A 15,604-nucleotide genomic window follows, 5' to 3' on the forward strand; every position below is an offset into this window, starting at 1 on the left:
GTTATGATATATTATTGTTGGAAATACTAGTCGATACACTGATGAAAAAGAGTGGGGGTTCCCCACTCTTTCGTTTTCGTTTATTATCGAAATGCTCTAAACGCCTGGCGTTTGAGAGGAGGATTCAAGATGGCGCAAAGCATAACCGAATTAACTGAACAAATTGTTACCCCTATTTTAAATGAAATGAATTTGGAACTTGTTGATGTAGAATATGTAAAGGAAGGAAAAAACTGGTTTCTTCGTGTTTATATTGATTCAAAGGATGGCGTAGACATTGAAGAGTGCGGAAAAGTAAGCGAACAGCTAAGCCAGCGGCTTGACGAGTATGATCCGGTTCCCCAAGCCTATTTTCTTGAAGTATCCTCTCCTGGTGTGGAAAGGCCTTTAAAGAAAATAGAGCATTTTCAAAATGCGGTTGGCAAGCAGGTTCACATTAAAACGTATGAACCAATTGATGGCAATAAAACGTTTGAGGGAAAATTGCTTCAGTTCGATGGGGAAGTAGCCACAGTTGAGTATAAAGAAAAACACCGAGTCAAAAAAGCGGCAATACCATACGAAAAAATAGCAAGTGCCAGACTTGCTGTTCTTTTTAATTAAACGATATATGTTGATTAAAATTCTTAGGTTCATCTCATATAGAATTTAAAGGGCAATGTTTCCCTAACTTTGAACAACTCTAAAAGGGGAGAAGAAAGTAATGAGCAGTGACTTGTTAGAAGCACTTTCAACGCTCGAAAAAGAAAAAGGAATTAGCAAAGATGTTATTATTGAGGCGATTGAAGCTGCATTAATCTCTGCATATAAAAGAAATTTTCACCAGGCTCAAAACGTTCGCATTGATTTTAACCAAGATATCGGAAGCATCCGTGTTTTTGCGAGAAAAGATGTTGTGGAAGAAGTGAACGATCCCCGTTTGGAAATTTCAATCGACAAAGCAAAGGATATGAACCCCAATTATGAAATTGGAGATGTTATTGAAATTGAGGTAACACCAAAAGATTTTGGAAGGATTGCCGCTCAAACAGCGAAACAAGTCGTCACTCAACGGGTTCGCGAAGCAGAGCGTGGCATCGTATATTCTGAGTTTATCGATCGGGAAGAAGATATTATGACAGGGATTGTCCAGCGCCATGATCACCGGTTTATTTATGTGAATCTTGGACGGGTAGAAGCTTTGCTTCCGGCCAGCGAGCAAATGCCTAACGAAAAGTACCATCAAAATGACAGAATCAAAGTCTATATTACAAAAGTGGAAAAGACGACGAAGGGTCCGCAAGTCATGGTCTCGCGTACTCATCCCGGACTGCTGAAAAGGTTATTCGAGCTTGAAGTCCCCGAAATCTATGATGGTACTGTCGAGATTAAATCGATTGCAAGGGAAGCTGGGGATCGATCGAAAATTGCCGTTTATGCTGATGATCCGGGGGTGGATCCGGTCGGTTCATGCGTTGGGCAAAAAGGACAGCGCGTCCAGGCGATTGTGAACGAACTGAAAGGTGAAAAAATTGACATCGTTCACTGGTCTGAAGATCCTGTGGAATATGTCGCCAACGCGCTGAGCCCATCAAAAGTCATCCATGTCGATGTAAATGAAGAAGAGAAGACAACAACTGTTATCGTACCTGATTATCAGCTTTCACTTGCCATTGGGAAACGCGGCCAAAATGCCAGACTAGCGGCGAAGCTAACTGGGTGGAAAATTGACATTAAAAGTGAATCTGAAGCAAAAGATTCAGGTTTGTATCCATTTACTGACGTAGACATAACAGAGGAAAATGAAGAAGAATTTTAGAGGTGTGGCAATTGAAAAAAAGAAAAATTCCACTTCGCAAATGTGTCGTCAGCCAGGAAATGCTCCCTAAAAAAGAACTATTACGCATTGTTCGCTCTCCTGAAGGCGTGGTTTTTATAGATGAAACAGGGAAGAAATCAGGCCGTGGAGCCTATTTGGCAAAAGACGCCGAAATCATAAAGTTAGCGAAAAAAAGAAACGTTTTATCGAAACATTTAAATGTCGATATTGATGAGGAAATTTATGATCAATTATTGGAAATTGTATCGAAAGAGCGGTCCTCTTCATAATGGAAAATGATAATTTTTATAAATTGCTCGGCCTCGCTAACCGCGCACGAAAAATCGCCACTGGGGAAGAAATGGTTGTAAATGAAATACGCAAAAAAAGAGCGAAGCTTGTTATTCTCTCTAATGATGCCTCTGCATCCACGAAAAAAAAGATACAGGATAAATGTAACTTTTATGAGGTAGATTTCGTGGAAGCTGGGGATCGGGAAAAACTTGGGCAATCGATAGGAAAAGAGCAACGTGTTGCATTAGCCGTTTTAGATGAAGGATTTGCAGCAAAATTACTCATCAATCTCGGTCAATAACTTGGGGGTGAACATATGAGTAAAATGCGGATATATGAATATGCAAAAAAAAATCAAGTAACAAGCAAAGAAGTGATTGAAAAGTTGAAAACAATGGAAGTGAATGTATCGAATCACATGTCAACGATTGATAAAGACACTGTCGAAAGGCTTGATAAAGAATTTAAGCAAGCTGAATCTACAAAAAACCAAAAAACTGATAAGCCAAAGAACGTTCAAAAAAAAGAAAACCAAAATTCAAGTTCTAAAAAAACGACTCAGCAAAAACGAAATAAAACAAACCAACACCAGCCGAATCAGAATCATAGCCATAAAAAGACAAACCATAAACAATCAAAAAAAGCAAGATCAGGGGCCAAACCCCAACAGCCTAAAGAAACTCCTGAAAAAATAATTCATGAAGGCTCCTTAACGGTTGTTGAGTTGGCGAAAAAATTAAATAAAGAACCGAGTGAGATTATAAAAAAATTAATGCTTCTCGGTGTGATGGCGACAATTAACCAGGAAATCGATGCGGATACGATCGAAATGATCGCTGCAGACTATGGCGCTAAAGCCGAAGTTGAGGAAGTTTTTGAAATAAGCGATTTTGAAAAATATGCTGTGGAAGATTCAGAAGAGGATCTCACATTGCGCCCGGCAGTTGTAACAATAATGGGGCATGTTGACCATGGAAAAACGACACTTCTTGATTCCATCCGCCAAACGAAAGTAACTGCTACAGAGGCCGGCGGGATTACCCAGCATATTGGCGCTTACCAGGTTGAAGAAAATGGAAAAAAAATCACATTTCTTGATACGCCTGGCCACGCCGCTTTTACAACCATGCGCGCGCGTGGAGCGAAGATCACTGATATCACCATTTTAGTTGTGGCAGCTGATGATGGAGTGATGCCTCAAACCATTGAAGCAATCAACCATGCCAAAGCAGCGGAAGTTCCGATTATTGTCGCCGTTAATAAAATCGATAAAGAAACCGCAAATCCTGATCGTGTCATGCAGGAGTTGACGGAACACGGACTCGTTCCGGAGGATTGGGGCGGCGACACGATATTTGTTCCTCTATCCGCTTTAAAACGAGAAGGAATTGACGATCTTCTTGAAATGATTTTACTCGTTGCCGAAATGGAAGAATTAAAAGCAAACCCTAACCGCCTTGCAACTGGAACTGTCATTGAAGCCGAGCTTGATAAAGGGAGAGGCCCGGTTGCCACATTGCTTGTGCAAAATGGGACATTAAAAGTCCAAGATCCGATTGTTGTAGGAAATACGTTCGGAAGAGTAAGAGCAATGGTTAACGACCGTGGGCAAAGGGTGAAAGAGGCTGCCCCATCGACCCCGGTTGAGATTACAGGATTGCATGATGTGCCTCAAGCTGGAGACCAGTTTATGGTTTTCCAAGATGAAAAACTAGCACGACAAGTTGGTGAAGCCCGTGCCGAAAAGCAAAAGCTAGCTGAACGCCAGGATACAGCAAGGGTAAGTTTAGACGAACTCTTTGAACAAATTAAAGAAGGGGAAACAAAAGAACTAAATATTATTGTTAAAGCCGATGTTCAAGGATCAGCCGAAGCATTAGTCGGTTCCCTTCAAAAAATAGATGTAGAAGGCGCTAAAATCAACATTATCCATTCTGGTGTCGGTGCGATATCGGAATCAGATATTATTTTAGCTTCTGCATCAAACGCAATTATTATCGGCTTCAACGTCCGGCCTGACAACAATGCAAAGAAAACAGCTGAAACAGAAAACGTTGACATTCGCCTTCACCGTATTATTTATAATGTGATTGATGAAATTGAAATGGCGCTTAAAGGAATGCTTGATCCTGAATATGAAGAAAAAGTGATTGGCCAAGCTGAAGTCCGCCAAATCTTTAAAGCGTCAAAACTTGGAACAATTGCCGGCTGCCATGTGACTGAAGGAAAGGTAACAAGAGACGCCGGAATACGCCTCATTCGAGACGGAATTGTTATTTATGAAGGGAAAGTTGACACGTTGAAGCGGTATAAAGATGATGTAAAAGAAGTCCAAACCGGCTATGAATGCGGGATAACTCTTGAGAAATTTCAAGATATAAAAGAAGGCGACGTTCTTGAAGCATATGTAATGCAAGAAATTGAAAGAAAATGATTGGATACGTTCTTTGTGAATGTCTGATTTATGATGTCCAGTCGCTTAAAGAAAAAAGAAGCGTTGTTAAATCCATCATATCCCGATTGAAGCAGCGATTTAACCTTTCCGTTGCCGAGATTGATTATCATGATATATGGCAACGAACGGCTTTTGGCATTGCGGTCGTTGCGATCAGCCAAACTAGAGCAGAGCAAGAGCTTCAAAAGGCCATCAAATTAATTGATGCGGATGAAAGGATTGAAATCACCAAAACAATCTACGAATGGCTCTAAAATGAATGCTTGCTCTATCATTCCCTCAACACATAGCTCATTACTTGAAAGCGGGGCGTGAAACAGATGAATAAACGTGCAAACCGGGTTGCAGAGCAGATAAAACAAGAGTTAACAGAAATTATTGATCGGCGGTTAAAAGACCCGAGAATCGGGTTTGTTACGATTACTGGTGTAGAAGTAACAGGCGACCTGCAGCAGGCAAAAGTATATTTTACGGTCCTTGGGGATGAAGAAAAAAAAGCTGCAACTTTGGAAGCTTTAGAAAAAGCCTCTGGATTTATCCGCTCTGAAATTGGAAGCCGAATTAGGCTTCGAAAAACTCCAGAACTTTTATTTTTATTTGATGAATCTATTAACTATGGGAACCGAATCGAGAAGCTGATTTCGGATTTGAATAACAAAAAATCTTGAAAAATCTTTTCGGAGGGTAGACAAGAGCGTTCTTCTTGTCTATCCTTCTTTATTGAATGGTCTTTTTTTAGAAAGCATTGGGGTGAGAATATGGGCTTTCCATATAACGGCATTTTACCATTATATAAGCCTAAAGGAATGACTTCGCATGACTGCGTTGTTCGGGTAAGAAACATCGTTAAAATGAAGAAAATAGGCCATACTGGGACGCTAGATCCTGACGCCACAGGTGTTTTGCCGATTTGTTTAGGAAGAGCAACAAAAGTGGCAGAGTATATGTCTGACTACTCGAAAACATATGAAGCCGAAGTTACGCTTGGCGTCGCTACATCGACAGAAGATTCATCTGGAGAAATCGTTGAACAACAAGAACTGCTTCAGCCAATTGCTCAGGAAACGTTACAAAGCGTGTTACAATCAATGGTGGGCAAGCAGACGCAAATTCCCCCTATGTATTCAGCAGTGAAAGTAAATGGGAAAAGGCTGTACGAATATGCTTTTGAAGGAAAAGTGATTGACAGGCCTTCAAGAGAAATATTTATAGAAAATATTCAATTATTGTCAAACCGGCAAGTTGATCAAACACACCCAACGTTTTTTATACGTGTTGCATGTTCAAAAGGGACGTATATACGAACCTTAGCGGTTGATATAGGAAAAAAACTAGGTTATCCTGCCCATATGTCTTATTTGAAAAGAATGAAATCCGGACCATTTACGCTTGATTCATCATTAACATTTGGAGAAATCGAAGATGCGGTTAACAACGGGATGCTCAATGAAAAATTGTATCCTGTCGAAACGGCAATTAAACACTTTGAAAAAATTGTTTTTCCAGAGCATCTAACTAAAAAAATTGAAAATGGCGCTGTTCTTCCTATAATTGATAATAGCAAAGGGAATAAGTGGGCGATTTACAATAACAATGGAGAATGTCTTGCCATTTATATCCCCCATCCATCAAAACAAGGATACATGAAACCAGAGAAACTAATTAAAGTTAAGGATAGTTAGAGGTGGCCTAATTGAAAACAATCTATTTGCAGCATCCCCATCAATTAAATAAAGATGGCATAAAACCTACCGCTATTGCCTTAGGTTATTTTGACGGTGTGCATATCGGGCATCAAAAAGTGATTCACACAGCGAAAGAAATTGCTCAGAAAAACGGCTGGCAATCAGCAGTCATGACATTTGATCCGCATCCCGCCGTTGTTTTGGGGCATATGGATGAGATTTCTCCTATTACTCCTTTGGCTGTAAAAGAAAAAGAGATTGAAGCGCTTGGCATTGATGTAATGTACATTGTTCGTTTTACCCAAGAATTCTCGCAGCTATCTCCACAGGAATTTATTGATCATTATATTATTGATTTGGCGGTAAAGCATGTTGTGGCGGGCTTTGATTATACTTACGGACGATTTGGAAAAGGAACGATGCAAATTATCGACACCTATTCAAGAGGCAAATTTGAGTCAACGGTCATTGAAAAAGTTGAAAAAGATGAAATGAAAATCAGCTCATCACTTATCCGAAATAAAATTCAAGAAGGAAGCGTCGATAGCCTTCCTGAATATTTAGGCCGATATTTTCAAATAAAAGGAACAGTCGTTACAGGTGATAAAAGAGGAAGGACAATCGGTTTTCCTACGGCGAATATTTCTCCATCTTTTCAATACCTATTGCCTAAAAAAGGAGTTTACGCTGTTAGGGTAAAATGGAAAGGCGTTTGGTATAACGGAATTTTAAACCTTGGCTACGTGCCGACCTTTTATGAACATTTGCCGGAGCCGACAATCGAAGTTCATTTGTTGGATTTCGATGAAGATATTTACGGAGAACATGTCACACTTGAATGGCGGAAATGGCTGCGTGAAGAAAAGAAATTTGCATCTGTTGATGATTTGGTCAAACAATTAAACGAAGACAAAAATCGGGCTATTGAATATTTTCAATTTGCAATTTGAATGAAAAAAAGGTATGCTACTACATGTAAGAGCAGAAGAACCATTGCTTGGCAGTACGACTCACCGACGTTTGCTAGGGAATCGGGGATTGATATAAGGAGGTGAAACGGATGGCACTCAGTCAACAAGAAAAGGAACAAATTATTTCTGAATACAAGACTCATTCTAATGATACAGGTTCACCAGAAGTTCAAATTGCTATCCTTACAAAACAAATTAACACGTTGAATGAGCATTTGCGCACGCATAAGAAAGACCACCATTCAAGACGTGGTTTGTTAAAAATGGTTGGGAAGCGGCGCAATCTTCTCACTTATTTGCGAAACAAAGATGTGGCACGTTACCGTGAGCTGATTCAAAAGCTTGGTTTGCGCCGTTAGTGAACAACCTTTATAATGAAATGAAAAGCGGGGGCGGTCCCCGCTTTTCATTTTGCAATTTAATAATCCCATCCAATAACGATTTTTCTTTATTTTACGCCAACTTAAATTGGGGTATAATAAGAAAAGCGATATTGTGATTGAGATTGAGAGGAGTACTTCAAATCATGAGTGACGAGAAACAAATTTTTACATTGGATTGGGCGGGCAGCAAGCTTGTCGTGGAAGTTGGCCGAATGGCTAAACAAGCCAACGGTGCTGCCTTTATACGCTATGGAGATACAGCCGTATTATCAACGGTTACGGCTTCGAAAGAACCGAAGGATCTGCCGTTTTTTCCATTAACCGTTAACTATGAAGAAAGATTGTACGCCGTAGGAAAAATTCCTGGAGGTTTCATTAAACGTGAAGGCCGTCCAAGTGAAAAAGCTGTTTTGGCGAGCAGGCTTATCGATCGACCGATTAGGCCCCTTTTTGTAGATGGTTTCCGGAATGAAGTCCAGATTATTAGTACGGTCATGAGTGTGGATCAAAACTGCTCTTCCGAAATGGCTGCAATGTTTGGTTCATCATTGGCTTTATCCATTTCCGATATTCCTTTCGAAGGCCCGATTGCAGGTGTGATTGTTGGGAGAATTGACGGGGAGTTCGTAATTAACCCAACAGTTGAGCAAGTGGAAAAAAGCGATTTGGAATTGACTGTCGCAGGTACGAAGGATGCTGTTAATATGGTGGAAGCCGGTGCTGACCAGGTGCCTGAAGACGTCATGCTTGAAGCCATTATGTTTGGCCACGAAGAAATTAAACGGCTCATTACCTTCCAAGAAGAAATTATTTCCAAAGTAGGAAAGGAAAAAATGGAAGTTACTCTTCTTGAGGTGGATCCGGATCTTGAACAAGCAGTTAGAGCATTTGCAGAAGAGGATCTAAAAAGGGCGGTCAAGGTAGTTGAAAAGCTTGAACGAAACCAAGCAATTGATGATGTAACAGCCAAAGTGATAGAGCACTTCTCCGATCTTGATGAGGAAAGGCTAGGCGAAGTAAAAGCAATTTTGCAAAAGCTTACGAAAGAGGAAGTTCGCCGCCTAATAATTGAAGAAAAGATAAGGCCGGATGGACGAGCGATCAACGAAATCCGTCCGTTATCCTCGCAGATAGGCATATTGCCAAGAACCCATGGTTCGGCGCTCTTTACAAGGGGCCAAACGCAAGTGCTAAGCACCTGCACATTAGGAGCGTTAGGAGATGTCCAAATTTTGGACGGGCTCGGTACAGAGGAAGAAAAGCGGTTTATGCACCATTACAACTTTCCGTTTTTTAGTGTAGGAGAAACAGGGCCAATACGGGCTCCCGGACGTAGAGAGATTGGCCATGGTGCTTTAGGGGAACGTGCGTTGGAGAAGGTAGTTCCGCCAGAAGATGTTTTCCCATACACAATCCGGCTTGTTTCCGAAGTTTTGGAATCGAATGGATCATCATCACAAGCGAGTATTTGCGCAAGTACATTGGCAATGATGGATGCAGGTGTACCGATTGAAGCGCCAGTAGCCGGCATCGCAATGGGGTTAATCAAAGAAGGAGAACGCGTCATCATTTTATCTGATATTCAAGGAATGGAAGATGCGCTTGGGGATATGGACTTTAAAGCGGCGGGCACTGAAAAAGGAATTACTGCACTGCAGATGGATATCAAAATTGAAGGCCTCACCCGAGAAATCTTGAAAGAGGCGCTTACACAGGCAAGAGAAGGACGTCTGCATATTTTGAAGCATATGAATGAAACGATTTCAGAGCCGCATAAAGAATTATCGCAATACGCACCTAAAATCTTAACATTGACGATTAATCCAGATAAAATACGCGAAGTAATCGGGCCAAGCGGAAAAGTCATCAATAAAATTATTGAAGATACCGGAGTAAAAATTGATATTGAGCAGGACGGAACAATTTTCATTGCCTCAAGTGACCCGGAAATGAATAAAAAAGCGAAGCAAATCATTGAAGATTTAATCCGTGAAGTGGAGGTTGGGGCAACTTATTTAGGCAAAGTGAAGCGAATCGAAAAATTTGGCGCCTTTGTCGAACTATTCAACGGAAAAGAAGGCCTTGTCCACATTTCAGAATTGGCGGAAGAACGTGTCAAAAAAGTCGAAGATGTGGTAAAAGTGGGGGATCAAATTCTTGTTAAAGTAAAAGAAATTGATAAACAAGGCCGCATTAATCTATCCCGAAAAGCAGTGCTGTTGGAACAAAAAGAAAAAGCGAAAGCCGAATGACAAAACAGGAGCAGAGCAAGTAAGCTCCTTTTTTTGATCGGAAATTAGAATCAAGCTTCTGAATTCCGGCTTCTGATTTCTGACCTCTGGAATAACGTGTCCCTTCAGTACATATTTTTTACTGAAGGAGGATGCTGCAATGAAAAAGCAAATCGGACAAGTGATTATATTTGCATTCTTATTTATTATTTCTTATCAGTTTTTGGAAAACCCCTATTCCGCTAATTATATGGAAGAGTGGAAAACCGAAGCTGCTTTTACAACGGGAAGTGAAAATTCACTTTTAAAAAGCATTAAAGAAAAAGCCGAATCATATGAAGAGAAGCCGATTGACGCTGTTATCGATCGTGTCTGGAAAGCCATTCCAGGTTACAATGGAATAAAAGTAGATATTCAGCAATCGTATAAAAACATGAAAAAAGAAGGCCGTTTTAACGAGAAAAAACTAGTATTCAAGGAAGTCACGCCGAAAGTATCACTTGATGATCTTGAGCCAAGCCCAATTTACAAGGGGAATCCAAAAAAAGAGATGGTCTCATTTCAAATCAACGTAGCTTGGGGAAATGAATTTATCCCTGAAATTTTAAAAACATTAAAAAAGCATGATGTAAAAGCGACTTTTTTTCTCGATGGATCGTGGACGAAAAAAAATCCCCGGTTAGCTAAAATGTTAGTTGAAGAAGGGCATGAAATTGGAAATCACGCTTATTCCCATCCTGATTTGAGAAGATCATCGGCCAAAAAAATACGCGAAGAAATACAAATGACAAACGAGATTATCGAAGCCACGATTGACAAGACTCCGAAATGGTTTGCTCCGCCGAGCGGGAGCTTCAATGATAATGTCGTTAAAATCGCACATGGCTTTCATATGAAAACCGTATTGTGGACAGTTGATACGGTTGATTGGAAATCGCCTAATCCAGATGTCATGGCGAATAATATTATTCAAAAAGTTCATCCCGGCGCAATGATTCTTATGCATCCCACTGAATCAACAGCAGCCGGATTAGAAAAAATGATTAATGGAATTGAGGAAAAAGGATTAAAAATTGGTACAGTTTCCGAACTGTTAAGTGAACAACGCCTCCCGAAAATTGATTGAGTCTTCGATTTTTACATGTTATAGTGTTTACGGGCTTATGGGATAGGAAGTCATGTAGAGACGCCCGAATGTTGAATCATATGATAAAGGAGATTCAATTTTGAACAATTAAAGAAGGTGAACTACATTTAATAGGGGGAAAAAGGTTGATCACAAAACATACATGTCCAAATGGCGTCAGAATAGTCATCGAAAATATGCCAACAGTCAGATCCGCTGTAATTGGCATATGGATTGGCACGGGGTCTCGCTATGAAACTCCTGAAATAAATGGCATTTCGCATTTTTTAGAGCATATGTTGTTTAAAGGCACAAAAAAAAGAAGTGCGAGAGAAATTGCTGAAGCATTCGATCGAATTGGCGGACAAGTCAACGCTTTTACGTCAAAAGAATATACGTGCTATTATGCAAAAGTATTAGATGAAAAAGCAGAATATGCACTTGATATATTATCGGATATGTTTTTTAACTCCGAATTTAATGAAGTGGAATTAAAGAAGGAACGCAAAGTTGTTTTAGAAGAAATAAAAATGTATGAAGATGCTCCTGATGACATTGTACATGACTTAATAAGTTCTGCAAGCTTTGGAGAGCACTCGCTCGCATACCCAATTTTAGGGACAGAAGATACGCTATTGACGTTTAATAAAAACACTTTGGAAAATTATCGAAACAACTATTATACACCAGATAATGTTGTTATCTCTGTCGTTGGTAATATTCCTGATGATTTTAGTAAAGCAATCGAAAAAAGATTTGGGAATTATGAAACTGCAAATAAACAGAAAAAGGTCGTCCCCCCTGTTTTTTGCAGCGAGAGCATCGTCAAGAAAAAGGAAACAGAGCAAGCCCACCTTTGCCTCGGTTTTCCCGGTTTGCCATATGGAAGCGATCGGCTTTACCATCTTACCATTTTAAACAATATTTTAGGCGGTAGCATGAGCAGCCGCTTATTCCAGGAAGTTCGCGAAGAAAGAGGGCTCGCCTATTCCGTTTTCTCTTACCATTCTTCATTTATAGACAATGGGTTGCTCACCATTTATGCTGGAACAAACCCAGATCAGGTTGATCACTTATTTGAGACGATTTTGGCTACCGTAAATAAGTTAGGAAAAGATGGAATAACAGAAAAAGAATTAGAAAATTGCAAAGCCCAGCTGAAAGGAAATTTAATGTTAAGCCTTGAAAGCACAAACAGCAGAATGAGCAGAAATGGAAAAAACGAATTGCTGCTAAACAAGCAAAAAACGCTGGATGACATCATCCAAAGCATCGAACGTGTGACGCTTCAAGATGTAAATGATTTGGCAAAAACGATGTTGAATGGCAAATTCTCAAGCTCACTGATTAGCCCGACTGGAAAATTACAGCTTTCTTAATTCATTCACTCTCCTTTTATGGCGGTTTTTACATGCCATATAAAGCAAAATAACGGTTTTAATCGCCTGCTTTCCATTCGGAATGCAGGTTTTTTATACATAAAAGAGGCAAGTTTGGCTTATCTTTTACAAAGAAGACAGGGGGAATCTTAATAATGAAATTAAGTGAATTGAGTGGCAAAGAAATTGTTCATGTGAATAACGGGAAGCGCCTTGGTGTCCTTGGCCAAACAGATTTGGTTTTTGATGAGAGGACTGGTGAGATTCAGGCGCTTATTATTCCGGAAGGAAACATCTTTTCATTTCGCAAACAAAAAAAAGAAACGACGCTATATTGGAACCAAATTAAAACAATTGGAAAAGATATCATTCTTGTTGATAATGAGTAATTGTTAGGCTTTTATGCTAGCACTGATCAACTTTTGGAGTCATAAAATGTAAAAAATGAAAACGAATGAAATTGTCCTGTTTATTGCGAGAGAACATGATCATTGTTCTCTCGAAATTGTTTGAAGAGGTTGTTCTCCTTTTTGAACTCCAAAGGTTTATTTTCATTTTTGAAAGGAAGTGTCACCATGCTAACGGATCTTCATATTACTATATTAGGCGGTGACGCCAGGCAAATAGAAATTATTCGCAAGCTAACAGAAATGGACGCCACAGTCACTCTTGTTGGATTTGATCATCTTGATCACGGCTTCGCAGGCGCCACGCAAAAAAAAATGAGAGAGCTTGATCTAAAAGAAGTGGATGCCATTGTATTGCCTGTAAGCGGTACAAGCGAAAACGGGGAAGTCGAAACAACTTTTTCGAAAGAAAAGATCTTCATTTCTGAGAAGATGCTTGAAAGCACACCGGAACATTGTGTGGTTTATACTGGAATCAGCAATAAATTTCTAGATTTATGTGCGAAAAGGGCAGGAAGAAAGGTAGTTAAGCTGTTTGAAAGAGATGACGTTGCAATCTATAACTCGATTCCCACCGTTGAGGGAACGATCATGATGGCAATCGAAAATACGGATATTACCATTCATAATTCAAAAACCCTCGTACTCGGCTTCGGAAGAACAGGCATGTCTGTCGCAAGAGCCTTCGATGCTTTAGGGGCAAAGGTAAAAGTAGGCACTGTGAAGTCGGCAGATATGGCGAGAATATCAGAAATGGGATTGCAGCCATTTCATCTAAACGATCTTCAGCAAGCCGTAATAGATAGTGACATCATCATTAATACGATACCGGCTCTTGTTTTAAAAGCGAATATCATTTCTAAAATGCCAATGAACGCCTTAATTATAGACTTGGCTTCAAAGCCTGGCGGAACTGATTTTAGATATGCTGAAAAAAGGGGAATAAAGGCTTTATTGGCACCAGGGCTTCCTGGAATCGTGGCGCCTAAAACTGCCGGGAAAATTATTGCAAATGTCCTTGTTCAACAATTATCTGAATTGAACACTAGTTGAAAGGAGAATCATTTGTGAAGTTAAAAGGCAAACATATTGGATTTGGCTTGACTGGCTCCCATTGCACATATGATGAGGTCGTCCCTCAATTTCAAAGACTCATCGATGAAGGGGCAAATGTGACGCCTTTTGTAACGTATACAGTAAAGAACACAGTAACAAAATTTGGAGACGGAAGAGACTGGGTGAAAAAAGTTGAGGAGATCACTGGAAATGAAGCAGTCGATTCCATGGTCAAAGCTGAACCTTTTGGCCCGCAAACGCCGCTTGATTGCATGGTTCTCGCTCCTCTCACAGGAAATTCAATCAGCAAGTTTGCGAATGCTCAGACGGATTCTCCCCCATTGATGGGAGCGAAAGCAACGTTAAGAAATCAGAATCCTGTTGTGCTTGGCATTTCAACAAATGACGGCTTAGGGTTGAACGGCATCAACATTATGAGGCTTATGTCTACGAAAAACATTTATTTCATTCCTTATAGCCAAGATAACCCCATTCAAAAGCCAAATTCTTTAGTAGCCCATATGGACCTGCTTGTCGAAACGATCGAAGCAGCGCTTGAAGGAAAACAATACCAGCCTGTTTTAATGATGAGATAAAAAAATCCGCCTCCTACAAACGATATCCACTGCAGAAGGAAAGTTCACTGAACATGCATCAAAATAGGTTTACATGCCATGCGTTACACTTTACAATAGATAATAAAAGGTATTGGGAGGCATTTTTGAATGAGTCAAAACCAAACGTACAATGTCGCAATTGTTGGTGCAACGGGAGCAGTTGGCCAACAGTTGCTAAACACCATAGAATCAAGGAACTTTCCTATTAAAAATTTAAGTCTCCTTTCGTCAAAGCGAAGTGCGGGCAAAGCAATAAATTTTAAAGGCAAAGAGCATACTGTAGAAGAAGCAACGCCAGAATCTTTTGAAGGCGTCGATGTCGCGTTTTTCAGCGCCGGCGGCTCTGTTTCCAAAGCGCTTGCTCCAGAAGCCGTAAAACGCGGCACAGTCGTCATTGATAATACGAGTGCGTTTAGAATGGATAAAGACGTTCCGCTTGTTGTGCCTGAAGTAAACGAAGCAGCGCTTCATCAACACAATGGCATTATCGCGAATCCAAACTGTTCGACCATTCAAATGGTCGTTGCGCTTGAGCCAATCCGCCAAAAATTCGGATTAACGAAAGTCATCGTATCTACCTATCAAGCGGTTTCAGGTGCAGGAGCTCAAGCTGTTCAGGAAATGTATGATGAAACAAAGGCAATTTTGGAAGGACGTTCTTTTACACCTGAAATTCTGCCTGTTTCAAGCGATGAGAAGCATTACCAAATTGCATTTAATGCGATTCCACAAATTGATAAATTTGAAGAGAATGGCTATACATTTGAAGAGATGAAAATGATTAATGAAACGAAAAAAATTATGGGTATGCCAGAATTGGAAGTCGCAGCTACATGTGTTCGCTTGCCTGTAGAGATTGGACATTCTGAATCCGTTTATATTGAAATTGAGGAAAGCAACCGACAAGCCCAAGAACTAAAACAATCGCTTGAAGGCGCAGCAGGAGTTGTCGTTCAAGATAATCCAAGTGAACAGCTTTATCCGATGCCAGCGCTTGCGGTCGGCAAAAATGATGTATTTGTTGGCCGGATTCGTAAAGATCTCGATCGTGACAATGGTTTTCATTTATGGGTCGTTTCAGATAACCTATTAAAAGGCGCAGCATGGAACTCTGTTCAAATTGCTGAAAGCTTAATTAAGCTTGAGTTAATCTAATTGGTTTTTAAGGCTGGTACGCTGAAAGATTAACAAACTTCTAAAGT

Annotated in this window: 17 protein-coding genes; all 17 read left to right on the forward strand. The window is 40.2% G+C overall.

The window, feature by feature from the left end; all coding sequences use genetic code 11:
* Positions 1–129: 129 nt before the first annotated feature.
* The 17 genes from rimP (at position 130) to asd (ending at position 15,557) form a co-directional block, all read left to right on the forward strand.
* Entirely contained in the window at positions 130–603 is a 474-nt protein-coding gene (rimP, locus tag DCC39_RS01210) for a ribosome maturation factor RimP (protein WP_116553044.1), read from the forward strand.
* 100 nt (positions 604–703) lie between these two features.
* On the forward strand, positions 704–1,798 hold the full coding sequence (gene nusA, locus DCC39_RS01215; RefSeq protein WP_116553045.1) for a transcription termination factor NusA: 1,095 nt from the start codon (positions 704–706) through the stop codon (positions 1,796–1,798).
* A gap of 11 nt (positions 1,799–1,809) precedes the next feature.
* Positions 1,810–2,088 (forward strand): RNase P modulator RnpM, encoded by a 279-nt coding sequence (rnpM, locus tag DCC39_RS01220; RefSeq protein WP_276309869.1) that lies wholly within the window; start codon positions 1,810–1,812, stop codon positions 2,086–2,088.
* Positions 2,088–2,393, forward strand: a complete 306-nt coding sequence (locus tag DCC39_RS01225) for a YlxQ family RNA-binding protein (RefSeq protein WP_116553047.1) — start codon at positions 2,088–2,090, stop codon at positions 2,391–2,393. The genes rnpM and DCC39_RS01225 overlap by 1 nt, the downstream gene beginning before the upstream one ends.
* A 15-nt stretch (positions 2,394–2,408) precedes the next feature.
* Positions 2,409–4,526 (forward strand): translation initiation factor IF-2, encoded by a 2,118-nt coding sequence (gene infB, locus DCC39_RS01230; protein WP_116553048.1) that lies wholly within the window; start codon positions 2,409–2,411, stop codon positions 4,524–4,526.
* Entirely contained in the window at positions 4,523–4,801 is a 279-nt protein-coding gene (locus DCC39_RS01235; RefSeq protein ID WP_116553049.1) for a DUF503 domain-containing protein, read from the forward strand. The genes infB and DCC39_RS01235 overlap by 4 nt, the downstream gene beginning before the upstream one ends.
* Before the next feature lie 66 nt (positions 4,802–4,867).
* Positions 4,868–5,215, forward strand: a complete 348-nt coding sequence (gene rbfA / locus DCC39_RS01240) for a 30S ribosome-binding factor RbfA (RefSeq protein WP_116553050.1) — start codon at positions 4,868–4,870, stop codon at positions 5,213–5,215.
* A gap of 90 nt (positions 5,216–5,305) precedes the next feature.
* Positions 5,306–6,229 carry a tRNA pseudouridine(55) synthase TruB gene (truB, locus tag DCC39_RS01245; RefSeq protein ID WP_116553051.1) on the forward strand — a complete coding sequence of 308 codons (924 nt, stop codon included), beginning with the start codon at positions 5,306–5,308 and terminating at the stop codon, positions 6,227–6,229.
* An 11-nt stretch (positions 6,230–6,240) separates the two neighbouring features.
* The gene (gene ribF, locus DCC39_RS01250) at positions 6,241–7,182 is read left to right on the forward strand and encodes a bifunctional riboflavin kinase/FAD synthetase (protein ID WP_116553052.1); all 942 of its coding nucleotides are present in this window, start codon (positions 6,241–6,243) and stop codon (positions 7,180–7,182) included.
* Between the two features lie 110 nt (positions 7,183–7,292).
* Positions 7,293–7,562, forward strand: a complete 270-nt coding sequence (rpsO, locus tag DCC39_RS01255) for a 30S ribosomal protein S15 (RefSeq protein ID WP_116553053.1) — start codon at positions 7,293–7,295, stop codon at positions 7,560–7,562.
* 167 nt (positions 7,563–7,729) lie between these two features.
* Positions 7,730–9,838, forward strand: a complete 2,109-nt coding sequence (gene pnp / locus DCC39_RS01260; protein ID WP_116553054.1) for a polyribonucleotide nucleotidyltransferase — start codon at positions 7,730–7,732, stop codon at positions 9,836–9,838.
* Between the two features lie 139 nt (positions 9,839–9,977).
* Positions 9,978–10,943 carry a polysaccharide deacetylase family protein gene (locus DCC39_RS01265; RefSeq protein WP_116553055.1) on the forward strand — a complete coding sequence of 322 codons (966 nt, stop codon included), beginning with the start codon at positions 9,978–9,980 and terminating at the stop codon, positions 10,941–10,943.
* 146 nt (positions 10,944–11,089) lie between these two features.
* On the forward strand, positions 11,090–12,322 hold the full coding sequence (locus tag DCC39_RS01270) for a M16 family metallopeptidase (RefSeq protein ID WP_116553056.1): 1,233 nt from the start codon (positions 11,090–11,092) through the stop codon (positions 12,320–12,322).
* 155 nt (positions 12,323–12,477) lie between these two features.
* Positions 12,478–12,711, forward strand: a complete 234-nt coding sequence (locus tag DCC39_RS01275; RefSeq protein WP_116553057.1) for a YlmC/YmxH family sporulation protein — start codon at positions 12,478–12,480, stop codon at positions 12,709–12,711.
* A gap of 186 nt (positions 12,712–12,897) precedes the next feature.
* Complete coding sequence (gene dpaA, locus DCC39_RS01280; protein WP_116553058.1) at positions 12,898–13,782, forward strand: dipicolinic acid synthetase subunit A; 885 nt, start codon at positions 12,898–12,900, stop codon at positions 13,780–13,782.
* A gap of 14 nt (positions 13,783–13,796) precedes the next feature.
* Entirely contained in the window at positions 13,797–14,381 is a 585-nt protein-coding gene (gene dpaB / locus DCC39_RS01285) for a dipicolinate synthase subunit B (RefSeq protein WP_116553059.1), read from the forward strand.
* A 129-nt stretch (positions 14,382–14,510) separates the two neighbouring features.
* A complete protein-coding gene (gene asd / locus DCC39_RS01290) occupies positions 14,511–15,557 on the forward strand; it encodes an aspartate-semialdehyde dehydrogenase (protein WP_116553060.1) in 1,047 nt (348 codons plus the stop codon).
* Positions 15,558–15,604: the final 47 nt, after the last annotated feature.

Origin of the sequence: Pueribacillus theae, assembly GCF_003097615.1 — a bacterium.
Lineage (GTDB): Bacteria > Bacillota > Bacilli > Bacillales > UBA6769 > Pueribacillus > Pueribacillus theae.